This is a genomic window from Sinorhizobium americanum (genome assembly GCF_001651855.1).
In the GTDB taxonomy this organism is placed as follows: Bacteria; Pseudomonadota; Alphaproteobacteria; order Rhizobiales; family Rhizobiaceae; genus Sinorhizobium; species Sinorhizobium americanum.
The window spans coordinates 66,008-92,215 of record NZ_LNQC01000050.1 but is presented as its reverse complement, the minus strand read 5'-3'; the positions used below and the strand labels follow the sequence as shown (position 1 = coordinate 92,215).

20 protein-coding genes and 1 pseudogene are annotated in these 26,208 nt (G+C 59.9%); 7 read left to right on the top strand and 14 right to left on the bottom strand.

The window, feature by feature from the left end; translation table 11 throughout:
• Nucleotides 1-761: 761 nt before the first annotated feature.
• Complete coding sequence (locus ATC00_RS13260) at nucleotides 762-2,369, bottom strand: N-6 DNA methylase (RefSeq protein ID WP_064253142.1); 1,608 nt, start codon at nucleotides 2,367-2,369, stop codon at nucleotides 762-764.
• Nucleotides 2,370-2,589: 220 nt separating this feature from the next.
• Complete coding sequence (locus ATC00_RS13255) at nucleotides 2,590-3,168, bottom strand: hypothetical protein (RefSeq protein ID WP_064253141.1); 579 nt, start codon at nucleotides 3,166-3,168, stop codon at nucleotides 2,590-2,592.
• Between the two features lie 668 nt (nucleotides 3,169-3,836).
• On the opposite strand from ATC00_RS13255, the gene ATC00_RS13250 reads away from it, so the two are divergent.
• From ATC00_RS13250 to ATC00_RS13230, 6 genes and pseudogenes are all read left to right on the top strand, one after another.
• Nucleotides 3,837-4,091: a type II toxin-antitoxin system VapB family antitoxin gene (locus tag ATC00_RS13250; RefSeq protein WP_037381694.1), complete on the top strand. Its 255-nt coding sequence runs from the start codon at nucleotides 3,837-3,839 to the stop codon at nucleotides 4,089-4,091.
• Nucleotides 4,091-4,477, top strand: a complete 387-nt coding sequence (locus ATC00_RS13245; protein WP_064253140.1) for a type II toxin-antitoxin system VapC family toxin — start codon at nucleotides 4,091-4,093, stop codon at nucleotides 4,475-4,477. Before ATC00_RS13250 ends, ATC00_RS13245 begins: the two co-directional genes overlap by 1 nt.
• A 222-nt stretch (nucleotides 4,478-4,699) precedes the next feature.
• Nucleotides 4,700-5,012: pseudogene (locus tag ATC00_RS33425) on the top strand (integrase); the annotation flags it as partial.
• Between the two features lies 1 nt (nucleotide 5,013).
• Nucleotides 5,014-5,723: site-specific integrase (locus tag ATC00_RS13240; RefSeq protein ID WP_234782295.1), on the top strand; the 710-nt coding region annotated here is incomplete at its 5' end.
• Nucleotides 5,724-5,929: 206 nt separating this feature from the next.
• Nucleotides 5,930-6,202, top strand: a complete 273-nt coding sequence (locus ATC00_RS13235) for a hypothetical protein (RefSeq protein ID WP_037381689.1) — start codon at nucleotides 5,930-5,932, stop codon at nucleotides 6,200-6,202.
• A gap of 80 nt (nucleotides 6,203-6,282) precedes the next feature.
• The gene (locus tag ATC00_RS13230; protein WP_064253153.1) at nucleotides 6,283-6,879 is read left to right on the top strand and encodes a nucleotidyl transferase AbiEii/AbiGii toxin family protein; all 597 of its coding nucleotides are present in this window, start codon (nucleotides 6,283-6,285) and stop codon (nucleotides 6,877-6,879) included.
• Between the two features lie 21 nt (nucleotides 6,880-6,900).
• Here the strand turns inward: ATC00_RS13230 and repC (ATC00_RS13225) are convergent, their stop codons facing one another.
• From repC (ATC00_RS13225) to ATC00_RS13180, 11 genes are all read right to left on the bottom strand, one after another.
• Nucleotides 6,901-8,115 (bottom strand): plasmid replication protein RepC, encoded by a 1,215-nt coding sequence (gene repC, locus ATC00_RS13225; protein WP_064253139.1) that lies wholly within the window; start codon nucleotides 8,113-8,115, stop codon nucleotides 6,901-6,903.
• Nucleotides 8,116-8,296: 181 nt separating this feature from the next.
• Complete coding sequence (repB, locus tag ATC00_RS13220; RefSeq protein WP_064253152.1) at nucleotides 8,297-9,289, bottom strand: plasmid partitioning protein RepB; 993 nt, start codon at nucleotides 9,287-9,289, stop codon at nucleotides 8,297-8,299.
• On the bottom strand, nucleotides 9,286-10,461 hold the full coding sequence (gene repA / locus ATC00_RS13215) for a plasmid partitioning protein RepA (RefSeq protein WP_064253138.1): 1,176 nt from the start codon (nucleotides 10,459-10,461) through the stop codon (nucleotides 9,286-9,288). The genes repB and repA overlap by 4 nt, the downstream gene beginning before the upstream one ends.
• A 614-nt stretch (nucleotides 10,462-11,075) precedes the next feature.
• On the bottom strand, nucleotides 11,076-11,954 hold the full coding sequence (locus ATC00_RS13210; protein ID WP_064253137.1) for an ArdC family protein: 879 nt from the start codon (nucleotides 11,952-11,954) through the stop codon (nucleotides 11,076-11,078).
• A 374-nt stretch (nucleotides 11,955-12,328) separates the two neighbouring features.
• On the bottom strand, nucleotides 12,329-12,658 hold the full coding sequence (locus tag ATC00_RS33420) for a hypothetical protein (RefSeq protein WP_234782293.1): 330 nt from the start codon (nucleotides 12,656-12,658) through the stop codon (nucleotides 12,329-12,331).
• 272 nt (nucleotides 12,659-12,930) lie between these two features.
• A complete protein-coding gene (locus ATC00_RS33415) occupies nucleotides 12,931-13,080 on the bottom strand; it encodes a hypothetical protein (RefSeq protein ID WP_234782292.1) in 150 nt (49 codons plus the stop codon).
• Between the two features lie 166 nt (nucleotides 13,081-13,246).
• A complete protein-coding gene (locus tag ATC00_RS13200) occupies nucleotides 13,247-13,450 on the bottom strand; it encodes an antitoxin VbhA family protein (RefSeq protein ID WP_064253136.1) in 204 nt (67 codons plus the stop codon).
• A 117-nt stretch (nucleotides 13,451-13,567) separates the two neighbouring features.
• On the bottom strand, nucleotides 13,568-13,900 hold the full coding sequence (locus ATC00_RS13195; protein ID WP_064253135.1) for a DUF736 family protein: 333 nt from the start codon (nucleotides 13,898-13,900) through the stop codon (nucleotides 13,568-13,570).
• Between the two features lie 399 nt (nucleotides 13,901-14,299).
• The gene (locus ATC00_RS13190; protein WP_064253134.1) at nucleotides 14,300-14,797 is read right to left on the bottom strand and encodes a thermonuclease family protein; all 498 of its coding nucleotides are present in this window, start codon (nucleotides 14,795-14,797) and stop codon (nucleotides 14,300-14,302) included.
• Between the two features lie 11 nt (nucleotides 14,798-14,808).
• Entirely contained in the window at nucleotides 14,809-16,086 is a 1,278-nt protein-coding gene (gene repC / locus ATC00_RS13185) for a plasmid replication protein RepC (protein ID WP_064253133.1), read from the bottom strand.
• Nucleotides 16,087-17,515: 1,429 nt separating this feature from the next.
• Entirely contained in the window at nucleotides 17,516-20,725 is a 3,210-nt protein-coding gene (locus ATC00_RS13180; protein ID WP_064253132.1) for an ATP-binding protein, read from the bottom strand.
• A 556-nt stretch (nucleotides 20,726-21,281) separates the two neighbouring features.
• Between ATC00_RS13180 and ATC00_RS13175 the strand changes: the two genes are divergently transcribed.
• Nucleotides 21,282-24,605 (top strand): ATP-binding protein, encoded by a 3,324-nt coding sequence (locus ATC00_RS13175; RefSeq protein WP_064253131.1) that lies wholly within the window; start codon nucleotides 21,282-21,284, stop codon nucleotides 24,603-24,605.
• Between the two features lie 457 nt (nucleotides 24,606-25,062).
• On the opposite strand, the gene ATC00_RS13170 is transcribed toward ATC00_RS13175, so the two are convergent.
• The gene (locus ATC00_RS13170; protein ID WP_064253130.1) at nucleotides 25,063-26,202 is read right to left on the bottom strand and encodes a response regulator; all 1,140 of its coding nucleotides are present in this window, start codon (nucleotides 26,200-26,202) and stop codon (nucleotides 25,063-25,065) included.
• Between the last annotated feature and the right edge of the window lie 6 nt (nucleotides 26,203-26,208).

The window sequence follows — 26,208 nt, the reverse complement described above, 5'->3', positions numbered from 1 at the left end:
TGCGGTTCTCCAGAGAAGCGAGCCGTTGGGGTGGACGATGCCGTCGCACCCGCCGTGAGGGAGTATCTCATCAAGGGTCGGGTGCTCGAACTCCGGACGCACTGTTCCATCCCTGCCCCTTCCAGAAAGAGTGGAAACGCGACTTAGGATCTGGTGATAGTCCTTGAGTGACCGTGCGTCGTCATTGGAGATGGTGTGTCTGGTCAGATGGTCGAGGTGAGTTCGATGGAGATATTTCCGATCTACCTGGATGTCTCGAGCGAGCTCGTGGGTCGTCCGTGCGTAAGGGTAGATCAGCGCCTTGAACCCCTTTGGTCGTTCGAACGACTTCATCTTTCCGCCGTAGCCGTCGATCAAGGTTTCCGGAGCCACGGCGACCTCCGCAAGGGCGAGGAGCGACGCGATCGCGGAAAGACAGATGTCGCGTGCTGGCCACGTCATCAGGACGGTCGGCTCACCCCTTTCCGACGCCTCGATCGCGGCTCGGAGGATTTCATTGTAGACCTCGGAGAGCGGCTGAGGGTCTTCACCGATGGGTCGAAGCGGAACGCTACCCAGCGCGGAAAGCCGCGCATTCGCGATAGCGGCAATCCTGGAATTCTCGTTGGCTGGATCTTCGGTTTCGAACCGTTTTGGTTTCGGCTGGGTCGAACGGGCCGCAAGCAGTTCGCTTCGGCGTTGAGCATTTTCTTGCTGCTGTCGAAGGCGGTCGGACAGAGAAGTACCCGGAGCTTCCCGGAAGCCTTGACGCTTGCCTCTCATCACGATGCCTCCGAGAACGACTGAACGTTGCCGTTCCGATAGGCGATGACAGCAGCTTCCTCTATGTCGTCCGTTCTCTGCAACGCTGCTCGGAATGCATGTGGGGATGGAAGATCCAGTTCCCGGAGCAACGTCACGGAGACTGTGGCGGTCCCGGAAACCGCTCGGTAGCGTTCGTCCACGGCCTTGGTGTTGAGAAGTGAAACGAGAAGGTCGAGATCCGTGGCGTCCGCTGCCGAGAGTACGATCGTATGGTTTTCCGAGACGAACCCCTTCCAGGGAACAATCGAGTCCCGGTCGACGGTTGCGGCGACGATCCGACGCGGCTGACTGCTGTTCGTGACGCGCTGAACGATGGCCGCAGGTCCGTCGACGATCGCAGTGCTGCCGGGAGGGACTCGTACAAAATCAATCCCGTCGCCGCTGCGGTTCAGGGGACGGCACAGGCTTTTTGCCCTGACGTTCTTCGCCCAGAACAAGGGATACGCCTGCTCATCCTCAGGATCGCAAATTCTGTCCCATTCCCTGTTCCAGACGAAATATCCCGCTTTCGCCGAGACGCCATAGTCCGACAGGGTCGCGCCGCCGCGGTCTTTCCTTGCATCCGTTCCCGCCAGCCAGGGCGACGACATGTCCTTGGGGAGGAGACCAGCCGGAACCGGATGCGAGACGCCCGCCCCCGTGATCGCTGGAAACTTCACAGGCTGCTTGGCCCGATGCGGCGCGCCCTTTCTCACCAGCAAGACGCTCACATCCTGTGCCACGTCGGCGAAAACGTCCGCGCGGTTCGTGACAGTGCCGAGTGCCAGGATCTGTCCTTGGCTTGCAACGAACGACCTCATGCGGTCGTAGAGCGGGCCGCCTCGGAAACTGGAGGGAATGACAAGTGCGACCAGACCGCCTGTTGTGGCGACGCGGAGGCACAGCTCGGTGAAGACGGCATACTTATTGATATGGTTGCTGTACGCGACCTTGCTCCATCTCTCTTTGGCGAGTTCGTCCGGCCTAATGCGGCCATAGGGAGGGTTGGCGACTACTAGGTCGTAGGACTCGTCCGTCTGTGTGTGAATACTATCTCCGACCCTGACAATCTGGCGGCTCCGGAAGCCCTCCAGCTGTTCGGCGATCAGGAATTCGGAAATCCGGGCAAGTCGCTCATCGATCTCTATACCGTTCAAGCGATCGGCGATGTCCTCTCTCGAAATTCCTGCACGACACATCCTATCCGCAATCAGGGAGAGAAACGCGGCTCCTCCTGCGGCGGGGTCGAGGACGTCGTGCTTCTCCATATCGAATCCATGATCCAACGCCATGTCGATGACGGCGTTGGCCAAATAGGGCGGCGTGAAATAGGCAGCTTGAGCCCGACGATCCGCGGGCGACATCATGAGGGTATACAGCGTGCCGAGCCAGTAATTGCGGTCGTGTACGGCAAGAGCCGCGAGCCTGGCTTTGAAGCTCGCGACTTCCCTATTTTCAAAATAGTTCAGATTGATGCATACGCCGCCGATATCACTGTGGTCTGGCAGATCCTTGAGAAGCGCGCGCGCAGCAGCTCTCGCCACCGTAAGCATCGGCAGCTCACCACCCACCGGTTCTCTACCCATCCGCCCCCCACAAACCGCGCCGACCTGGCAACTCAGAATGCAACGCCAAGGCGCATAACGCAACAACCGCAAACTCAACTGACGATTTCAGAGTTTCGTTAAAATTGCATGTGGAATCCCGATTCTAATTCACAGTCTTTCTGCTTGGCGTGCGTCAGCAGGTGTTCCCGCGACCCAAACCAAAGGACCTGCCGGTTTACCTCGCTTGGCCTCACCTAAGCTATCGATCGACCCTGAAAGACGGAAGAGACATTAGCCGCACGGCCACTGAGAGAGCGAAGCTAGCGTCGCCTCTCAGATGTTCCTCAATAGCCACGCCAGTGTCCAACATGCGTCGAGTCAAGTTCGAGGGATCATCTAAGTTGCGGTAGTGGGACAAAGGATTGCGAAGTTTCATAAGCCGCCGAAGCGCGTCGGCATCAGGTTCTGAAATAATGGCGGTCGACAGGCACCGATTCAGGGTCTCATAAAATGAGACCTTCGGAGGGAGAGGTACTGCCCCAACGTTGAGCTCCACAAACGACGCCAGAAGATGCTCAGCCAATCCTTGGCAGAGCATGACTGTTGCGATGTAGTTTCCGTGCACGAAGCTCGTTCGCGCCTCTACCCAAGCGTGATAGGTCGTCTTCCCACCGGTTAACAATGTTCCGTTCGCGCCTAAGGACACGGAAAGATCCGCGAGTTGCCGAAACCTTTCGACTTTACCAGTTAGGTCATCATGCAAATCCGCGAGGAGAAAACTTACGAACCCGAGATCTTTCACTGGCGAGAGAATGTCGATCTGCTCTTCTTCTTCCATACCGTTATCCCACAGGTAGACGCTTCTAAACACTGAAGCTGCATCCGACTATTCAAGTTCCGGAACGCTGGCTCCTGAGCAAGCCGCAAACACTTCCTGAACTAGGAGCATGTGCTCTCCATCGAAAGCAAGCTCGCGGCACAGGCGATCCTCGACTAGTGGGTCGGTGTGCGGGCGTCGTTATCGGACCCGTGCCGCTGAAGTAGCACCAGGTCCTCAACGCACACCGCTGACCGTCGATGCAACGAGCCAGGCATCGCAGGAAGGGGCCAGTGATCCAATAGTTTCGATCGAAGAAGGGGCGAAGGCTGAGACTTTTCGACATGAGTGACCGCAGAGGCATGTTAGTGCACAACTTAACTCAGAATTAACCATCTGAATTAACGTCTGAAATTTCACAAACAGAAATCAAAAAGCAATTTACTTCCGTCATCCGGACGCCGATTTCCGCGCCCCATTACTATCGATAGGGACCAAGTATCGATAGTGATGGATCTGGAGTCGCAAATCCCCTATGTTCGCGTCAAGCCACGCTGAGAGGAGCTAAAGTCGGATCGGCTCACATTTGCGCTTGGGATCTCAGTTTCAAACCAGATACGAGTTCCAGGCGCTTGCGACGACGCTACGACGAGGTAGAATATAGCTGATTAGGAACCAAGGAACCAGAAATGGCGCTCAGCATTAAAGATCTAGAGACGGAACGCCTCGCAAAGGCACTGGCCGAGAAAACCGGCGAAACCATTACCATGGCGACCCGCCGGGCACTGGAGGAACGGCTGCGGCGCCTCGCAAACGTCGGAAATCGCGATGTCCTTCTCGAGGAGCTTGCTGCCAGCCGTAAACGCTGGGCGAGGCTGCCTGTGCTCGACAACCGCTCTGTCGACGAGATTTTGGGGTATGACGAAAACGGGCTCCCCAACTGATGGTCATCGATACGTCCGCGATCGTCGCGATCGCCTTCAATGAGCCGGAAGCGGAAACCTACGAGCAAAAGGTCGTCGACGCTCCGCAACGCTTTCTCTCGGCCGCCACGCTCCTGGAACTCACCATTGTCATCGAGGCCCGCCTCGGCGAGGCAGGGACCGCAGAGCTCGACCTGTGGCTCCATAAGGCCGGCGTCGAAATCGTAGCCGTCGATGCGGAACAGATCGCGGTGGCAAGGCGAGCCTGGCGCAGCTATGGCAAGGGCCGACATCCGGCGGGGCTGAACTATGGGGACTGTTTCTCCTATGCGCTGGCCAAGACACGCAGTGAACCGCTGCTCTATAAGGGCGATGATTTCTCGCTCACAGACATCGAGGGGGCATGAGATCGCATCCGTTGCACCCGGCAGCCGGCGCAAGCAGCGTTATGACTCGAGATTTCAGTCGGCAGCTTGCTTGTCCGCCAGGAGCTCGGCATTGAGATGATCGAGGCACGGCTCCTGTTCCGCCTTCTCGACCGCGGCAACTTCGGCGTCATCTCAACACACCTTTTTCCGGAATATTCGGATTTTCCGTAATTTCCGCAAGATCGTCGGAGACTAGGGTCAATGATCGACAATCATAGAGCGGCGGGTTCAGACAGCCAAGCTGTGCTTCGTCGCGCCGAAGAACTCGACGCGCTCGACGCCATCCTGCCCTTCGATCGCCGTGACCAGCTCGCCGCGCTGCTGACCGACGACGATGTCGCGACTCTCAAACATCTGGCCGGCGAAGGCATGGGCGAAAACACCCTCCGTGCGCTTGCTTCCGATCTCGGTTATCTCGAGGGCTGGTGCCAGTTGGCGACCGGCTCTCCCCTCCCCTGGCCGGCGCCGGAATCGCTGCTGTTGAAATTCGTTGCCCACCATCTTTGGGATCCGGNTTAGCGGCGCTTTCGGCGCACCGTCGCTGAAGAGCGCTCTGGGGCTCGCGGTGAAGGCGAGCAACCGTCCGCGACAGCGCAAGAGCAAAAAGGCGGTGACCGGCGACGTGCTCGCTAGGTTGCTGGCTGTCTGCGCCGGCGAACGCTTGGTCGATCGGCGCGACCGGGCTTTGCTCCTCACCGCCTTTGCCTCCGGCGGCCGTCGCCGATCGGAAGTGGCGGCCTTGCGTGTCGAGGACCTCGTCGACGAGGAGCCGGTGCGCGCCGATCCGAACGACCCAAACTCCCCTCCCCTGCCCTGCCTGTCGATCCATCTCGGCCGCACCAAGACCACGACAAGCGACGACAACGAACACGTTCTCTTGATCGGGCGTCCGGTGACCGCACTGAAGCGATGGCTGACGGAAGCCGGGATCAAGGAAGGGCCGATATTTCGGCGCATCGATCAGTGGGCCAACGTCGACCGGCGGGCGCTGACGCCGCAGTCGGTCAACCTGATCCTCAAAACCCGTTGCAAACAGGCCGGCCTCGACCCGGCGCTGTTTTCGGCGCACGGCTTAAGATCCGGCTATCTGACCGAGGCCGCGAACCGCGGCATTCCGCTTCCGGAAGCGATGCAGCAGTCGCTGCACAAATCGGTGACCCAGGCGGCGAGCTACTACAACAATGCGGAACGAAAGAATGGACGAGCGGCCCGGCTGATCGTCTAAGCGTGACTACGCGCCGAACAATTCATCGGCGCGCCTCTCAAACGACTACCATTCTGCCGGCTCCGCTTCCGTCTGGGATCTATCGTGCCGGTCGGCGGCCGATGCAGCTGCACCGACACGGTGGAACTGACCTCCCCAACCCGCGATCCTTGTTTCGCAGTCATCGTCGCGGTATATAAAAATCTAAGAAGCTCTGCGGTAGGAAGATGTCGATTGTTGCAGTAAAGGTTCTGTCCACTGTCAACGCCCCTTACGGGACGGCGCTTTCGGCTGAGCAGTTGGCCTCCAAGATTTCTGATCCTGCCAGCGCAGTCGATTTCGACCCCTCGGCATTCTCCTTCTTTTCCGAAGTGGACGAGGACCTTCAGAACTCATTCCTGGACGAGATGCACGTTGATCCATCGATCGCCGCCAACCTGGCACGGGAGTTCTCGGCCCTTGCTGGCTACCTGCTTCCTTTGGCGCGAGCGGCTAGTTGATTGAACACCCAGCCAGCAGATGGGGTGACCTGTTTGAGCAGGCTGGCCGCATCTTCGATCAAGCGAACTCCGAACTCACATTGATCGACGGTTGGACTTTTGGAGGCGGCACTGCCCTAATGCTCCAGATCGATCATCGTGAGAGCTTTGATGTCGACATATTTCTCGATGACCCACAGGTCCTGCCATACCTGAATCCGAAGACACAGGGCTACACGCTCGACATTAGCCCTGTCGGCTATGAGTCCGACGGATCGAGGACGTTAAAGATCGTCTTCGAAAATGTCGGTGAAATCGACTTCATCTGCGCCCCTAGCCTGACCGACAACCCGACGGTGAAAGCGGAGGTGCGCGGAAGAGACGTTCTGCTTGAAACTCCCGCAGAAATCATCGCAAAGAAGATATACTACCGCGGCGCCGCGATGCAGCCCCGCGACATGTTCGACATCGCTTGCGTCCTGAGAACGCACGGAGTGGAGTACCTTAACGAGGCGCTGGCGCCCTTCCGCGACAAATGCGAGGCCGCACTGAAAGTCGCCCGCCAGATGAACCCGCAGTTCGCGGAGACCATCATGACGAAACTTCTCTCCCGCGAGAGCTTCTCTGATATTCCGCGCGTGGCTCAGGCGATGACGATTGAGCTTTTGGAAACCATCTGCACTGACGCAAAAACCTAGCATGTCACCCACCCTTCGACGCTACGATGCCTTGCATCCAGGAGCGCCGTTCGCCCGCATTAGTGCCATCAGCATCGGCCCAAGCGAAAACTCGCCGCGGGCCGCCTTTCGCGTGAGGTCGCGCAGATAGCCGCCGGCCGAATTGATGTGCCCTCCCCTCTCAAGAATGCACGCCATTACTGCCGCGGCGTTCTCCGGCCCAAGGGTCTCGCAAGCATCCTGGTAGGCGCTCGGACTGACCCCGAGCATCGATCGCACCACCACCGCAGCCGACATCAGGTCGCGCCAGTTTGCGACGGTGCCTCCCGGTGCGTAGTCCGCAATGTCCGGGCAGGCCTGCAGCACCATTGCCAATGGGAATGCCTTTACCGCCACACGCGTCGGCCAGATATTCTGGCTCGGCTTCGCCCCCTGCTCGGTTCCAGAGCTAGGTTCAAGTTCATTGCTGGATTCGGTATTTGAACTCTGTATGTGACGTTCATTTTGAACAGCATTGCTGTCCGTATTTTGGGAATCTTCCTGAATTTCCATCCGGTTGAGGATTTCCTCGCGCAGCATTTGCATTTCGTCGAGGATCGGCTCTATATCCGCAATCGTCGGCGTACGGGGGATGCGGCCGGTCAGCTCGAGGAACATCCCCTCGATGCGTCCCCAGTCGCCGGCAGCCCCCTCCTCTATCGCGGCGGTGAGCAACTTACGGACGTCTCGGCGGCAGATGGACAACGCTTCCTTGGTAGAGCGGAAACGTCGGCGCTCCGCTGCCATCTGCTGCGCGGCCAGCGCAAGCTCCTCGGCACGCGCGAGCAGTGGCGCCAGGCTAAAGCCGAACGCCTCCTCGATTTCGCCGCTGTCGTCCTTGCGGGCGTAGCGTTTGCCATTGGCGCTGTCCTTCCGCTGGATCAATCCGGCGTCGACTAGAGCCGCCAAATGCCGCCGCAGCGTCGTGCCGGCGATGCCATGCGCGCGGACAGAAAGCTGATCGTTCGACGGGAAAACGACCAGACCGCGCTCCTCGCAAAGCTCGTTGTCCGGATAGAACGTCAGCAGCGCATCCAGCACCGCAAGAGCACGATCCTGAATGCCGAGCACGGCCCTCGCCTCGCAGGCATCGCGGAACACCTTCCATTTGTCGGCGGTCTTGCCCGGCTTGATCTCGGCCGCTCGCATCTGCCCTTTTATTAAGGCAAGCGACATCGGCCGCCGCCCGAAGGGCGTCGTCACATTTCGACTCAGCATTTTCCTTTACCTTTCAGAAGGCAAAAGAAATCCGCTCACCAAAAACGGTGCCAATGGACTCTTGACTAGGATTCGGGGAAATGCGATTCTCGGTTTGCTACAACACAGAGAGGGCTTCCACGACGGCAACGTTTGGGGGCCTTTTTCTTTTGCGGTTATCCTCCTAGTCCAATTCTGTGAACTACTGTCTATTTCGCTGCACGAACTGATCGTGCAGCGCCTCAATCTGCGCCGCAACGAAGTCGACGAACCCAGCTGGCACGGATTTGTTGAAGGCGAGTTTGGAGCCGGATTTGGCGTGGCTCACCTGCCCCAAAACAAGGCCGTGGGCTACGAGCTGCGTGGCGTCTGCGGTCGATAAGGCGGAGTCTCGCTCCGTGCCGAGCACGTCAAAGACGGCGGTAAATCGGGCGTCGCTTCCTCCGCTCAGAGTTTCGGGTCGGCTGAGCGCTTCCCGGGCCGCCTGGAGCGGCGCCGCATGTGCCGCCCATCGAGCTTCCAAGTCTAGCCAGCGCCGACGGCCGATCTCTCGGGCCGGGCCAATCTCCAGCACAATCTCTCGCGGCAACGTGTTGGCGAGCCGGATCATTTCCGAAATATGCGATTTGCCAGTGCTCAGTGACTTACAGATCACATCGCGACCGAAACCGGCCGCCTCTTGCGAATGCGCGAAAAGGCAACGCTCTATGAAGGAGAGATCATTGCGATTGCTATTCTCCTCGCCCTGGAGAACGACCGCATCCTCATCACTGAGATCCCGTGCTATCGCCTTGAACTTAATGCCCAAGAGTTTGGCGGCTGCGAGTCGACGGCGACCGAATACGATCTGAAACGGCTTGGCGGCTCCCTGCACTGAGCGCACAAGGCCCGGTGTACTCTGCCCATGCTCTCCCATCGACTGCATGAGTTCGGTGAGATTCGCCGCATCGTATGCCGACGCGAAGCGATCCGGAATCGCCGAATCCAGAACATCGTCCGGGTCAACCTCGATGATCTGACCGCCATCCTTCAGCAGCCGCTCAGCGAACTCGCTGCGCTCCTGGATTTGCCTAACCCCAGCCGCCACTTTCAGAAGATGTGGGGACGTCGTTCTCTGACCACCTCCCCTTTCGGGAGAGCTCTCGAGCTGACCCAGGACGTTAGCAAACAGACCTTTCGAATCCTTGCGGCTCATTCTCTCCCCCATGCCTTCCAGAACAGGCTTTCCAGTTCGGCGTTGGCCGCATTGATGGACTCGATGGCGCGGTCATAGGTCTTGGGAGCGGAGAAGCGCGTCCGCTGCACCTCGTACAGACTTTGTTTCCAGGTGAGCGCATCTGCGACCGCAGTTGACTTGATGACGGAGTTCAACAGCAGGTCTTCACCAAACACCTGCCGCATGAGGGCTGACATATTGGCCTGAGGGTGGTCGTTAGGTTCAAATTTCGTAATGAGGAACTTGGCGAAGTCCCATTGCGCCGACGTGCCTACCTCATCGAGGATCTGCATGTATGATGCAGCGAGCTCGAGGAATTTGGCGGTCGAGTCCACGTCAAGCATGTGCGCCGGAACAGGGATAACGACGCCTGTCGCAGCGGTGAGGGATGACAGCGTCAAGAAGTTCAAGGATGGCGCCGAATCCATCAGAATGAAATCGTAGTCGTCCGCAACCTGTTCGAGGGCCTGGGAAACGCGAAGCAGAAAGCTTGTCCCTCCAGCCCGTCGCATCTCCAGCGCCACAGCCGTTTCAAATTCGGTGAGTTCGAGGCCGGCGCATATCACGTCGAAGCCCGCGATATGCGTTTGGTGAACGATCGACTTTGTTGGAACCGGATCCTCGAAACGAATTGCCGAATAGAGGGTATCCCCGCCCCTGTAGTCGAAGTTCGGGAGATTGCCATGCAGAGCTGTCAGAGACGCCTGCGGATCAAGATCAACGGCTAGAACGCGGTAGCCGCGTAAAGCCAGGTAATGTCCAAGATGGATGGTGGTCGACGTCTTGCTGGAGCCGCCCTTGAAATTGGTGACTGCGATGATCTGGCACTGTTCGTCGCCTGAACGGCGCGGATTCATCCATTTCTTTCGGCCATTGGCGGCGAGCGCCATCCGCAGTTCGAGGACCTGCTCTAGGGTATAGAGCCGGCGACCATTGGAGATTTCGGGGGAAGGGCCCTGCTCCTTTGCGGCAACCTGCCGGATGTAGGCTTCGGTGACATCTAAAAGCTGAGCGACTTCGGTAGATGTGAACTTGCGCATAGTGCGCCGCGCATCCGGCGGAAACTGCGCCATGCTCAAATTGTTCAACGCCAGCTCGAGCTTGCTGGAGAAATTCTCCATGAAGGAAAGACTGCTGAGGTGTCGCGTCATCAAAAGAATCCTTGGTGGTCACTGTCGCCACTTAACCGCTGTTGTGGTTAACGATCTGCTAACAACCCCATAACTACTCAAAAACCCGCAATTTCGAGTTTTATCCGCAACTAACCGGTACTCCGATTCGGCCCGGCGCATCAATTGTGGCACGTGAATTCAGATCAGATGTGAATGGCTATGTTTTTCACAGTTCCCCGCGAGGAACTTCGGTACCAGAGGGAATAGGCACCCAGCGCCCCAGACCCTGAAGCAAAAACTGAATATTCCCGTCCGTGCCGGCGAACCGCAGCAGTCACGACGAAGTTTGCCACCCGGTTCCCCGAGGGGAACTTGAACATGAAATTGATCGAACTGGCGCCAACCCAGTCGTTCCGACTCGGAGAAGATGGGTCATGATCGGCAAAAGGCTGCGCTAATGATGCGGCGGCCTAGGCTGCGCAGCGGCAGCTTGTCCATAGTTCCCCGCGGGGAACTCGTTTCCGGGGAGCGAGCCCCCTCCCCTCCCTCAGATTCATCACACGCAAATAGTGATGCTCGTCTGCGCTGACGAACAAACCGCCGGCCGCGACGGAATTCGCGACACAGTTCCCCGCGGGGAACTTTTGCGCGGATCATACTGGCGGAATGCCAGTCGTTTGAAGTTCGTGCAGATAGTCGGCTGCTGCCTGGGCGTTGGCGGCCGCGGTGATAATCGCCCGCTTGTCGTTCTTCAGCACCTTGACCCAGCTTTCCAGGTAGGTTGCGGTATTGTCGCGAGGGTCGTGAGCCACTCCGAGATCCGCGCAGAGGAACGAAGCAGAGAGCTCGGCAACCAGCTCCTCGATGGCGTAGCTTTCACGGCCGAATCGGCCGCTCAAGTCACGGTCGAGGCGATGCTTTGCGCCTGACCAATGCGACATTTCGTGAAGCAAGGTCGAGTAAAGGTGAACCTCGTCGACGAAGCGTGCCCGGTCGGGCATGAGGACGTCATCGGGGGCGGGACGATAGCACGCGGTCGTTCCGCCGTAGGTGATCGCCGCGCCGGTGTTGCGGACGAAAGTTTCGACAGTCTCAAGATGTGGAACTGGCGTCGCCGGCAGCTCCTCGGCCGGTCGATAGAACCGATCCGGAAGATTCTCGATCTGCTCGACATTAAAGACCGTGTAGCCCTTGAGATAGGGGATTGCGCGTTCGTCATCTTCGCGCTCCTTGGGGGTGAAGGTGCCGTACTTGACGACGAAGGAGCCTTTCTCGCCCTTTCGGACCTGGCCGCCGAGATCCTGAGCTTGGCGGTAGGTCATCCAGGTGTTTTCCTCGTACCCGGCGAGCTCGCTTGCGAGCCATAGCATCAGGACGTTGATCCCGCGATAGGTTTCGCCGGTGGCGCGGCGCGGAACGAGGGAGCCGCGGCTGTTTCCGCGCCAGGGCCGGATCCACGGCTTTGTGCCGGCTTCAAGCTGCTCGATGATGGCATCGGTGATGCGCTGGTAGGTGTCCTTGATGCTCTGCATTGCCGTCTCCTTCCGTTGGTTGACGGCAAAAGACAGAGATAGCCGAAGCGAGCCCACGCACCCGAAGGGCCGCAACAGAAGTGGAGGACCGCGCCAGCGGTTGCGTAGGGGAGGGGCTATCGTAGCTTGTCCGTCAAATCACCCAACGGAAGGAGAGGGCGCAGAGTATCGGCACCTCCCGCTCACGGATAGCTCTTGCAGCTTTAAAAGCCGCTGAGCCGGTCACCGCCCGCGATCGGCGCCATCGCGCTCACGGCTGCGCTGTGCCGTCATTTGCGCCTCGATCGCCTTCAACTCCGGGTTAAGGTCCTGCTGTGGCTGTCTCGCTGGCGCCGGCTGTTGCGATTGCGCCTCCTCGGCCGGCTGCTCTCGCCTCACTCGCGAAAAGTGGATCGGGCAGTGAAGGTAATCTCCTCGTCGTCCGGCAACCTCTCCGGCAGATCCGCGCGATCGGCGACGACAATCCCTTGATCGATCACAAGGCTGGCAATGCGATCGTCGTGGCCGAGAACCGTTCCTGTGATCTCCTCGCCCGGGCGGGCGGTGCGAACATGGTGTTGCAGAGGCTCTTCGCCGATCTCTCGCAAATCTTCGAATGCGGATCGAATGGCCTCCCGGCGGGCCTTGTTCATCGCGTTCTCTATCACATGCTTCATTGCGGGACTGGACGGGTCGTTCGTGGTCTCGATCGACGCCTCGATCATGCGCGGCCTGGTGATTACGGAAACATCGATCTCTTGGCCGTCATGGCGGCCCAGCTCGGAAATAAACGCCTCCTGGGCACGTCCGTTCCCCTCTCTGACCGGGTGCTCATAGTTTAGCTCTGAGAGGACTCTTCAGCCCGCTCAGCTCCTCAGGCGTCGCATTGCGAGGGCCTGCGGATCTCGGATCGGCTTTAGGGACTCGTCCAGACCCATTTCCAGGCGCGAGCCGGGCAGGAAGGAAGTGCCGCCTTTAGAGAGGCCGCCGATCGGCTCTACGCGCGCTGCCGTTCAACCACCTGACTTTCGTTGCGCGTATGACCGGCCCATTCGTAGACATCCTGAAAAATGTGGCCGTGAATCGCCTTCAGGTGCGCTTTGTCGAAATTGCCTTGCGGGCCGTCTCCTTCAGCAATTTCCGCCATCCGACAATTCCCCATCTGTTTTTCAGAACGTTCGTCCGGTCTGGATGGTCCGACGTGGCGGGATAGGGGTAGGAACTTTGGGGCGTTCATCAGCCATGGCGAAGCTCAACAAAAAGCCGCCAGCTCTAAGAAGGCGGCCTTCTGCTCTTGAAGGTTGATCCGGAGGTTATCTGACAGGCGGCTCGATCATGAGCTGCCGGTATTCCTCGCGGGTGATGTCGCCGGCGACATACCGCGCTGTCGCCTCCTCGAGGGCAGGATCGTGAACGTAGCCCTGCCGGATATTGGCAGCGCGCGCCTGCTCGGCGGCATTGCGCCGCTTCTCGATAGCTTCCGGGGAACGATCCGGACGGCGGGAATGAACGTTCATCGGCAAATCTCCAGTTATGGGCGGTAGCAGGAAAAATGCTGAAAATCCAGCAATTTGTGGGACTTTCGGGCCTTTCGAAGGTGAGCGCCCGGCTACCAGCCGGGCGCTGTGAGCGGATTAATCGCGGGGTTCCCATTCGATGATCGCCTGCAGGGAGGCGTCGTCCTGGCCGGGGAAGCGGCCGAGATTGGCGTTGTAGCGAAGCTTGCGGATCGAGAGGGTGTAGTACGGCTTGCCGTCCTGGTTCTCTTTCTTCCAGATGCCGCCGACCTCGATGTCATGGCCGCGCGGTGACTTGGCGTAGACGCGGTGCGTCGGGGCCTTTTCATTATCGGACTCGAACGGCACGACCTTGATGTCCATGTCGCGGTCGATAGTCGAGATGAGGCCAGCGCCCTTTGCGGTGTCAAGGCTGTCGCCGTCGAACTGGATGTAGTTGGTGATGTTCATGTCTTTCACTCCTCTTTGGTGGTTGCGATGATCGTTCCAAAGGCACGGCGGAAAGCGGTGCGCACCGTAGGCCGGAGCGTGAGCGGAGGAGGCGAGAGGACGCAAAAATTTGCTTCGCGAGGGAGCCGAAGGCGGGGAAATTTTTGTGGCGTCCGCTTTGCGTAAACCGCGTCGACGTGCGAACGAGCGTCACAAGGAACCGCCTTGGAGGAGTATGGCTTGAACCGTTTTGGCAACGTTTCCCCGTTTGCTAGCGCCGTACCAACCGCACAATCTGCGCCAATATGATGCAACGACGCGACCTGATCAACAGGTTTTGCGGCGATTCCGACGACGACACTGAAGCAATATGCTCCGCGCACCGTCGGCGCCACTGCTCCGTATGGGCTATCTCGCGGGTCACTGGTTCCCGGAAGATTTGGAACGACGATAGACGTGCGGGCTCTCGATCTCGGCCGACCACATACCAAAGCCATTATCGCGGGCGCGGTTCTCGGCCTGACCGTACTCGACCTCGCTGATTGAGTGGGTCGCCGGCAGATACCGCAGCATCGCCTCCGCCAGTCCGGCGTTCACCATCGCAAGGCCAACATCGGTCGCTCCGATGAAGCAATGGCCCACCAGGCGGTGATACTGATCCCGATCGATGATGTTGCAGCGAACATGCTGGCCGTCGACCATCTTTCCCAGATAGCTGCGGGCTGCGACGCCACAGCGCCAAACCTTCCCATCTCTCAATCCGGTCTGGTCGCGCTCGCAAGCATCGATGGCTGCTATCCTGATCCGCTGATTCCTGATGCTGATGGTGTCGCCATCGATCACACGGGCACGGCCGGAATAATCGGCGGCCTCCGCCGAACCGTGAACGATGACCAGGGCGGCGAATAGCGCCGGCAAAGCGTTACGTCTCAATGTCTGACCTCCATGGGATTTCGGGCGGCGAGCCCGAAGACAGAGCGGGCGAGATGCAATTCGCCCGCTCTAGCGCGGTCCGTCATGGCCCGCAAATAGCCTCCCGGCGAAGTCACGTCCTGCCGATCGTATTTCTCGAGTGTCACGGCGACCGCGACGGCGGCTTGCTGCTCACCCATCTGCTCGACGGCGCGGGCGCGGGCATCCTCGGAGATCCCGGCAAAGCGACACATCAGCGGCACGGCCCGCGCCAGTTCGGCCCAACTGATGGGCGCAAACCCGTAGGTCTTCAGCGCTGGCACCGCCCTAAGCACGTCTTGCAATGCCACCATTGCCTGCTGCAAGCGCCGTGGCTGGTTGCTTTCGCTCCGGCGTCGCCTCAGGCTTTCTTCAAAAGCCGATTTGCTGGCGGAGGCAGCCTTAGGCGAATTAGGTTGTTCGGCGTTAGCCGAACGTCGTTCCTCACTACTATCGTCAAAGGGATGAGGGGTTGTAATCTGTACGTGCATGCCGTTTTCGACATGCGGGCATGTCATATTCTTGGTTTCCGACCCCTCTGCAGACCGGCGGGGGAGATGCATCAGCCGCTCCACAAGCCACTCCAAAATGGCGATTGCGCGACGAAGGATCTCGCTCGAGGCCTTGCCGGCAGCTCCGACAAAGTTGCTTACGCGCTCAATGCGGGATCGGATGCGATCCAATATCTGTCCGGAAAGCTCTGCTGCTGCCGAAAGGGCATAGCGGGCATTGCGAAGCGCCCCACGATAGCGCCGCAGCGCAGCGTCGGCGGCTTTCTTCTGAGCCCGAACCCGTCTCACGAGCTCGTCGAGTTCGGCATAGCGGACGATCAGAATGCGAAGGTCGATCCCGCAACCGTCCGTGATCTCGCCGTCGCCGTTGCGGATCGGATAGCGCTTATAGTTGCCGCTGTCCTGCATCGTGATCAGACCAGCGTCGAACAGGCGCGACAGCATCCGGCTGACGCGACCGATCGACCGGCCGATCTCAAAGGCCAGTTGCTGGTTGGACTTGAAAACGATCGGCCTGCCGGACTTGTCGAACGATTCGGCGGGCGTCGTGTTGATCAGCGCCACCAACAGGTGGCTTTCGGTCCCGTTGATTAGCCCTGTGCATGTCAGGCTTTGCGCAAGCACGGCCAATTGAGCACGCGTCACCGTTCCGATTTCCGCCGACTCTGCCAGACGCCGGAATTGCGCACGCTGCGGCGTTATCCTGCGGCCGATTGGCCGCTGATGACTTTGGGTATTCCCCATTCCTCGTCTCCACTTAGGGACCAGGCAAAGCTTCGCCGTTCACCGAAAAGGTGCTTTTGCAATTGACAGGGAAGGGAGGGTCTGCGAGAAAGGATTCGGCTTATTTATTGACTCATAGACCCCGCTTCCGGACTTGTTCGGGAGCGGTTTTTCTTTTCTGGTCGGGCCTGTCATCTCCGTGAAATTTGATCAGAATGTGTGGGCGCCGGAATCACGACTGATTCCGCCATTGAAAAATAACCTCATAAAGCAAAACGGTGCAACAACGTGCTACACGCAAAGCCTGTAGAGGCGCGCGTTAGGCGAAAGATTCTCTTATTTCTTAATGTGTTGCCGCATTTTTGTTGATCTTGAAACGCCACCTTTGAGCCCCAAGGATGAAGCATTTTGATGCAAAACGGTTCCTGAAACGCACGAACACCCGAGCGGGAAGGGGAGTTTGATGGTGTGGAACGGCCCTCCGAGCCGTCGCGGAATATGACTATGCTGGTTCTCGAAGCGACGGCATCAAGAAGGGGACAAACGCGTGCTGTCGGCGCTGTAGGTCTGCGGACGTTCCTCGGGTCGGCGTCCAGCTTGCTCAATGCAACGGTAATGATGTCAGTCATGATGGTTCCCTTTTCCCTATTCCCGCGAAGCGGTCTCATGCCCGAAGGGGCAGGAGCCCCGCTCCTGCTTCCCGAGCTCGCGCGGAGCAGCGGGGGAGAGGGGGCAAGGTGACAACTCGGAGGGGGATCACCCGCCCGAGGCTATGCCGAAGGGGCGACGCATGATCCGCTCATGCGGATCCGCGTCGATCCTGCACGAAGCGAGCGACAGGCGAGGGGAGGAAGGACGGGGAGACCGATTTTCCCCTTGTTGGGGGAGAGGCGGGCAGAGCCCTCTTTCCCCCTCAAAAACAAACAAATGAGCATACCAGGCGCAGGCACTGCCGAAGCCAGTTCGCGCACCGCTTGACCGGTTAAAAGGGCAGCCGTAGGAGGTTTAGCATTAGCGCCGCCCGAAGGGCGGAAACCGGGACCGACTGCACCCGGCAAGCGGTTCATTTTGGTCTTCCACCTCTGGTGCCGGCCGGATCCCACGAGCCTTCGGCAAACCCTACGGCGCTACCTGGCGGGCGCGGGTTGCCTCCGGCTGCTCCGCTCACCTGAGGTTCGCTGCGGCCGTTTGCCGGCCTGTGCCGGCGCGGCTGGAAAACGCCTCGCGCGACCGCGCTGAACTTCTCAATTGGGTTGGGAAAGGGACTTTCGGCCTCAGCTCTCCGATTGCACGTTCGCGACCGAGAGCAGTCGTAGCTTTACGAGCATCGTCAGCGTGTCGGGGATGTTCGAGTTCTGTGCTCAGGAGAGCGCATAATATGTCCACGGGAACACGGCAACTGAACCCTCCAAAGATTTCAGCCCTGGCCATTTCCAGTTGTGCGCACGGTTCACTCCCGGCTGGCAGCGGTGCAGGTGGCTCCGAGTCGACCTTCCGCCACCCGCGCCCGCGCTCGTGCGATCACCTTCTCTGCCCAGGCAAGGGGTTCTGCACGGGTATAGTCCTCAAGCACCGCGGCATGGCGCTCTGCCTCGTCGCAATCGCCCCCCTTGAGGCAAGCCTCGATGGCAGACTTCCTAAACTCCAGCTGGTTGAGCACAGCCGCTCCTTTCGCAAGCAGTCCCTCTGCCTCGGCGAGCGACGATGCCCGGACCTCCGGATCGTCGGTGATCAGCGCCAGTTCGCCCAAGATTCGTGGCCCTGCGAAGCCTATCCCTGTCTCACGTGCGATTGCGAGGGCTTGGTTCACATGATGAAGCGCCTCATTCAGATCACCCGAGAGCCGCAAGAGGCTGGCGCGTATATATAAACCCATGGCTTCGAAGCGCCTTGCACCGAGAGTTCTCGCCAGGTCAAAGGCTGCCCGGGTGTAACTGAACGCTTTGCCATATTCGCCCAACTCGCGATAACAGAGGGCAGCGGCGTATTGAGCAAGGATTTCCGCCCGCTTGTGGCCTATCTTTGCCGTGTCCGATATAGCGAGCAGGGCAATGTCCAGAGCCGCCGCCGTGCTTCCTGAATAGTATTGAGCAAGGGCCGCCATGGGGCGGTTCGCCGCAGCAATCCTGCCGAACCCGCATTCCTGGGCCAACGTCACACAGCGGTCAAAGAGCTCGTAAGCAGACAGCATTCTGACGCGTATGAATTGCGCGTCGGCCAAACCGCCGAGCGCCATGGCTTCAAGCTCGACCGAGCCAGCCTGCTTCGCCAACTCAAGGGCCTGCTCGTGCTCGCGGCTGCAGCCTTCGGCGTTACCGCTCGGGAAGTAAAGATTGCCGCGTAGAAAGTGAATGCGAGCCAGCTCCGCCGTGAGGCCAAGCTGCGAAGCGGTGTTTTCGGCCTGCTCCAGGTCAGAAAAGGCTCCATCAATGTCGTCAATGGTCCGTTTCGCTCCTGCGAGGCCAATCAGGGCGTGACAACGGCCCCGATCGTCAATCGCTGTCGCCAAAGCGACGTCATAGGCCGCCACCGCTTCCCGAATCCGGCCCAATTGCTCCAGAATTTCGGCCCTGGATTGGGCCAATTCGTAACCCTCGTCAGCGGCAACGGCAATCTCAAGGCCTCGCTCTGCAAGTCGAAGCGCGCTCTCGTACCAATAGCCTCCGAGCTGCATCTGCACTGCAGCCAGGTATGCAGCGGCTGCCCTCGTGTCTTCGGCGCGATCGAGATGCTCCGCCCGTAAAACTAGGTCGCCATTCGCTGTAAACCATTCGGCAGCCGCTAGATGGAAATCGCGGCGCCGATTTCGGAGCAAAGTTTCATACACCGCATCCCGAATGAGCGAGTGGCTGAACATAATCGCATGGCCATAAAGCCTGAGAAGGCGATGTTCGAACAACCGATCCGGTATGTAATGCGGGTTTCCGATAACGTGCCGCAAAGCCCCTAGGTCAAGCCTCTGTCCCATGACGGAAGCCGCCTGGAGAGCCGTCTTGTCGGCGGGGTCGAGCCGGTCAAGTCGGGCCTGCATCAGGCTCTGCACGGAACCAGGAACTTCAGGCGTTCCAAGCTGCGTCTCCGTCAGGAGCTGCTCAAGGAACAGGGGATTGCCTGCAGCACGCTCAATGCAGCGCTCTACGAAACTCGTGCTCGCCGCAAGCAGTCCACTGGCGAGTGAACGAGCTTCGTCCGGCTGCAATGGTCCGAGATCGACAGTGATGAGCGGGGCTCCAGAGAGTTGCTCACGCCACGCGGATGCAAGAGGATCGCCCTCTATACGCGACGTCATAGCAACAATGGTCATGCACCGGGCGGTCGCAATGGCGATTTCCGCAAGTTGGGCCAATGTCATCTCATCAGCCCAGTGGAGGTCCTCGACGACAAGGAGGATAGGATGGTCGCGGCTTGCCCGCTTTACCAGGCTGGCGGCCGCAGTAATCCTGCCGGCATGTCGGGTGTCGTTGTCCATCGCCTCGGCGAGAGGTCGAAGATCGGGAGGCTGCGGTAGGTCTAGGAGATCGTTCAGGAAAATGACCTCGGTCTGGCCCACGAGCCCATTGGCCTGCGCCAAGTCAACGGCGGAGTATCTGGCCGAATCTTCATCGTTTAAGCTGATGTTCAGGAGACTTCGCACCAAAGCGCCGATTGCGTCCCGTCCAGTCCCGCCTCCAAAGTCGAGAACAAGAGTGGCGTGGCAATCAAAGCCGGCGTCGCGGGCGACGTGTTGAAGTTCCTCGACCAAGCGGGTCTTTCCAACTCCGGCTTCGCCGCGCACGTAGAATGTCTGACCTCGGCCAAACGCTCGGCATGCCGCCGCTGCAGCCTGGAACATCTGAATCTCGACCCGGCGACCAACGAGAGGACCTTCTTCCGAAGAAACCTCTGTCCTGCGGCGGAGTACTTGCCACGCCCGTACAGGTTCTGCAAAGCCCTTTACGGTCAGCAAACCTGCGTCAACACAATCAATCTTTCCGCGCGTCATCCTCATGACGGTGTCGGAAATGAGAATGTCTCCCGGTAGCGCCGCAGCCGCAAGTCGCGAGGCGAGGTTCACGGACTCGCCCGTTACAGTGTATTCGTGGTGGCTAACGCTGCCAGTCGTGCTTGCGAGCACTTGGCCTCCAGCGACCCCTACATGGACCTGGAGCCTGCGGCCGTGCATTTCTGCGAGTTCTGAGACAGCGTCGCGAATTTCCAAGGCTGCATAAATCGCGCGGACGGCGTCATTGCCATAAGCTATGGGTGCACCGAAAACGCCCATTACGCAGTCACCGATGTGCTTGTTGAGGTATCCTCCGTGGTTCACAACGACCGGGTCCACACGCTCGAAGAAACCGTCCACGAGATTATGCAGTTCCTCGGCATCCAGCTCCCGGCTAAGGGCGGTAAAGCCAACCATATCTGCAAAGAGGATGGTGACCTGACGGCGCTCGCTATCCAGCCGGTGCGTTGATGCGCCCGACCATCTCTCGTCGTGGGATGCGGCTAGTTTCCCGATCGCGTCGAGCAGCTTCTTGCGGTGCCCTAGCGCAGAAACACCCAAGTCGCGCAAATCCTGATCAGTCAGGCCCCGCAGGACTTCACCGTCAATGGCGTTTTCCTGAAACGACCCGATGTATTGCTCGAGCTCTAGTGAGCGCAACCAGCTGACAACGTCCACCTGCCCGGTCCTTTCAGCTTTAAGGGGACGGCGGAAATATTCTTGAACCGAAGTGAGCCGACTCGCGTTCTCAAGACGCCCTCGTCAGCGACCCTCCTTAATCGCAATATAGCACAGGACATGCAGCCGCCGATCAACAGATGAAGTTCGCTGTGGCTGCAAGCGGGTAACCCGACCTGCCCACGCATCCGCCCCGATCAATCGTCTTTCATGCGTTCTCCAGCGCCGCACTCTCAAGGTTGGCGCCGAACTCCGGTTGCCTCTATGTGGTCAAGGCCAACCAGCTGGTGAAAGAGCAGGTTCAAGTCGTAGCCAAAGTCCCGCAGCACCTCTGGACCGGACTCAGCGTGCCAACGCTCAGTATCCAAAAGCAGCCGTCTGGGTGGAGAACGAGGTGGGTCCGTGGAGCATTGGCCCGCTTTGAACCCCACTCTGAGCCGGCACGGGAAATCCGGTAGCTGGAGGGTTCTGTTAAACTCCGCCACCTGACTGGAACCGATCAACGTTACTGCCCTCGGCTGACGGTGCTATATTCGTCGACGGCGAGGAAGCAGTTATGTCGGACATTGCCTCTTGGCTGGACCGCCTCGGACTAGCCAAGTACACAGCGGCGTTTACCGCCAACGAGATCGACTTGGATGCGCTTCGTCACCTCAGCGACGACGACCTGAAAGAACTGGGCTTACCCGTCGGCCCTCGTCGGAAGGTTCTGGCGGCAATCGCCGCGCTAGCGGCTGGCACAATGTCGGCTCCTGCGCCACGCGAACCCGAGCGGCGGCAGCTGACCATCATGTTCGTCGACCTCGTCGGTTCTACTCAGCTGTCGCAGCGGCTCGATCCGGAGGAGATGCGCGACGTCATCCGGGCCTATCAAAGCGCGGTCTCGGCCGAAATCGGACGGTACGAGGGCCGCGTCGCCAAGCTCATGGGCGATGGCGTGCTCGCCTATTTCGGCTGGCCGATGGCGCACGAGGACGACGCCGAACGGGCGGTGCGCGCGGGTCTGGCCGCCGCGACCGCGACCGCAAGGCTTGCGATACCCGCCGGAGACGCCCTTGCAGGCCGTGTCGGAATTGCTACCGGGGTAGTCGTGGTGGGCGACCTGATCGGCGAAGGATCGGCCCAGGAAGCGGCAGTCGTCGGGGAAACGCCGAACCTCGCGGCACGCCTGCAGGCCCTGGCAGAACCAAACACCGTCGTGATCTCCGACGGCACGCATCGGCTGGTTGCCGGCTTGTTCGAGACGATCGATCTCGGCTTGCAACAGCTGCGGGGCTTCGCAGCTCCGGTCACCGCCTGGCGTGTCGTTGGCGAGGCGGATGCCGAGGGCCGTTTCGATGCGCTGCATGGGATCGCGACACCGCTGGTGGGGCGGTCCGAGGAACTCGAGCTTCTGGTCCGGTGCTGGCACCAGGCTCGGGCGGGAAAAGGCCAGGCGGTTATGCTCTCGGGCGAAGCGGGGATCGGCAAGTCCCGGCTGATCGCCGCGCTCGAAGAGAGCCTGGACAAGGAGCCGCACCCACGGTTGCGCTATTTCTGTTCGGCTTACCACGTGAACAGCGCACTCTATCCCGTAATCAGGCAGCTTGAACGCGCCGCCGGACTGACGCGGGGCGACAGCGACAGCGCGAAGCTCGACAAGCTCGAGGCGCTGACGCTGCAGTGGGCTTCCGACACGACCGAGGCGGTCCCGCTATTGGCGGCTTTGCTGCCGATCGACTCCACTGGCCGATACCCGCCGACGCAGCTGACGCCGCAGGCGCAGAAAGCCCGCACCCTTGGCATACTCAGGCAGCAGATCGAAGGGATGGCGGCAAGCCAGCCGACAGTCCTCGTCGTCGAGGATGCGCATTGGATCGACCCCACGACGCGCGATTGGCTCGACATGATAATCGAGCGCCTGCACGACCTGCCCGTGCTTCTGGTCGTCACCTTCCGCCCGGAGTTCCGCCCCGCGTGGGTGGCGTCGAACGTGACGGTGATAACGCTCGACCCGCTCGCCCCCGACGAGGGAGCCGCCGTCGCCGACGGGGTGGCCGCAGGCAGGACGCTGCCCTCGGAAATCAGGAGCGAAATCCTGGCCAGAACGGAGGGCGTGCCTCTGTTCGTCGAGGAGTTTACCAAGGCCGTCCTCGAAACCAATTGGGTGACGCCCGTCGGCGACCGCGACCGATCCAAGGGTCCGACGACGTCGCTTGCGATCCCGTCGACCCTTCAGGATTCGCTGATGGCGCGCCTCGACAGGCTTTCGTCGGCCAAGAGCGTTGCCCAAACCGGCGCATGCATCGGCCGCGTCTTCCATCACCGGCTGCTGGCGGCGGTCGCCGGATGTGGGGACGCGAGGCTGACAGCCGATCTTCTGAAACTCGAGCGATCGGGGCTTGTCTTGCGCAACGGCATCCCGCCGGAGGCGACCTACGCCTTCAAGCACGCGCTGGTGCAGGACGCTGCCTATGAGAGCCTGCTCAAGAGCCGGCGGCATCATATCCACGCGATCATCGCCTCGACGCTTGAGTCGGAGTTCCCGGAAGTCGCCGAGGCCGAACCCGAGACACTCGCGCGTCACTACACATCCGCCCAGCTCCCCGACCAGGCCGCAGAGTACTGGCTGAAGGCAGGTCAGCTTGCGCTGAAGCGGTCTGCGAATGTCGAAGCCGTGGCGCACCTCCGCAAGGGCTTGCAGGTGGTAGCATCGCTGCCCAGCAACGAGGACCGATTGAGGCGCGAGATTCATCTTCAGAACGCCATGGGGGTGGCCTCAATGGCGGTGAGAGGCTGGGGGGCTCCGGAGGTCCTGCGCGCCTTCTCGTCGGCCCGGATGCTTTGCGAGGAGCTGGGCGATAGCAACGAACTGTTCGTGGCGGTTCGGGGCGAAGCCTCATACCAGTTGATATCGGGCCACCTGCGCGAGGCGAACGACCTCGGTTGCCAATGCCTGAGGATCGCTCGCTCCGCCAATGACAGAAGCCTCCTCCTCGAAGCGCATCATCAGCTGTGGGCGACGAGGTTCTTCCTTGGGGACTATCGGGCCGCCGAGAAGCATGCGGACTGGGGAATGGCAACCTACGATCCCGATCGGGATCATCCCCTGACCTACATCTTCACTGGCCACGACCCCGGCGTCTGTTGCAGGAATTTCTCGGCCCAGATGCTTTGGATTCGCGGCTATCCAGACCAGGCTCTTGCGCGCATACGGGAGGCGGTGGCTCTGGCAAGGCGGGTTGGCCATTCCGTCACCATGGCCACCGCCCTGAACAACATGGCCAATATCCAGCTCATGCGCCGCGAGCCCGCGGCAGCCCGCGAGACAGCGCAAGAGCAGCTCGAGGTGGCTACGAAATTCGACCTGAGGCTCATGGCGGCCGCGGCCCTGTTCAACATCGGCTGGGCGCTCTCCCAGCAAGGGAAACTGGAGGATGGGATCCGGGAAATGCGAAAGGCGCTCGAAGGCTTCGAGGCCACCGGTGCGGACATGGGCATGAGCTTCTGTCTTTGTGTCCTGGCGCAAGCCTACGGGGAGTTCGGCGCGGGTAACCAGGGGTTGGCTTTGCTGCAAAAGGCCTTCGAGATCACCGCCAGAACCCGCTCGAAATACCAGCTGCCCGAACTGCTGCGCACCAAAGGTGAACTCCTGTGGCGTCTCAATCCGCACGATGAGATTGCCGAGAGGTGGTTTAGAAAGGCACTGGCGATGGCCCATATCGAAGGTACAAAATCGTCCGAGCTAAGAGCTGCAGAGAGCCTTGCCCGGCTCTACATCGACGAGGGGCGCGACGATGCGGCACGAATCCTGCTTGTCCCAATTTACGACTGGTTCACCGAGGGCTTCGATACTGGCGATCTTGTCGAGGCCAAGGCACTTCTCGACCCCTTGCGTTAGCAATGCTGTTTGAAAGATGTGACGCTGAAGGTCGGCATGCCGCCGTTCGTGCGGGTACCGGAGCGGCTTTGTCGCGGGCCGGAGCAATTGCCGGTGGAACACGGCGAAACTCACCGCTGGTGGTGCTGGGCTGCACGGAAATCTGCTGCTTGTTGCTTCGGATGACAGCCCAGTACCGATCTTCGATACTACCAAGCTGCATGCGGTTGCGGCCGTGGAAAAGGCGTTGCTTTGGCCATCTGTGAAATTCTGAGCTGGCGGCAACAACGACGCGTGGTTTGAACAGGTTGACGCCCACGCTCCGAAGGGCGCCTGTGCGCCAATTGTTGCCATTTGCTTGTTGTCGGCGGGACGACCGTTCCCCACCCGCTGCGGTCATTTAGAAGTGTCCAGTTCTGGCGGGTGGGTGGATTGCGCGCGTTGTAAGTCGTCTGGATACGATCGGCTGCTAACTTTGTCAGTCAAGCCACCGAACAATTTCGTAGGCCGGCATCGGGCGGTGGAAACCTTTCAGAGTCAATTCGCCAACAGGAATGGATTCGACTAATGGCTCGACGGCGCCGAAGACCCGTTGGCTGACGAGAATCTGACGAGATTTGGCCTCCTCGCACAATCGGGCCGCATGGTTCGGGACCGTACCGATGACCGCATAATCCGAGCGCTGGTTGAAGCCAATCTGTCCGATGGTTGCGTGGCCCCGGGCGATGCCGATTCCGAAACCGAGCAAATAGCCCCGCTTGCGCCATCGCTCTGAATGCTCGTCGATTGCGTCACGCATCGCCACGGCCATTGAAACAGCGCTCTCGGTGTGGTCGGCGCAGGGCAGTGGGTCGTTGAAAACCACAAGAATGCCGTCGCCCACGAACCGTTCCAACGTCCCTCCGTGGCGAGTGATTTGTTCACCGAGACAGGAATGGTACTCCCCAAGAACTGTCATCACCTCTTCAGGCTCGGCAGTCTCGGCAAATGCTGTGAAGCCGCGCAGATCGCAGAAAACGACCGTCACCTCGCGGCGATGGCTTTGGAGAAGCGCGTCGCCATTGCCGGCCGCAACAATGAGATCGACAACCTGAGCGGGCAGAAACCGTCGGAGCCGAGCCCATCGCTCGATCTCCGTGACCTGCTCCGCCACTTTCTGTTCGAGGGATTGGTTCCATGCCGCCAATTGATCGGCCTGTTCCTGAAGGCGCCGGGCCTGGGCTTCAACCATATCGTGGAGCGCCTTCTGCCGCAGCATCGACCGGACACGCGCCAGCAGCGCCTTATGCTCGAACGGCTTGGTCAGATAGTCGTCGCCGCCAGCGTCCAACCCCTCGACGACATCTCGCGTGTCGGCTTTCGCAGTCACGAGAATGACCGGGATCGATCGTAGCGAAATGTCCTGCTTGAGCAGGCGCACGGCGCTGATGCCGTCCAACTTCGGCATCATGATGTCGAGAAGGATGAGATCAGGCTTGAGGTCGCGTGCTTTTGCAAGACCCTCTTCGCCGTCCGCGGCGGTCACCACTTCGTAGCCATTCGCCTCGAGTCGCATCCGCAGGATTTCGAGATTTTCCGGCGTGTCATCGACGGCGAGAATGCGGGCCGGATCATGCATGGTGCG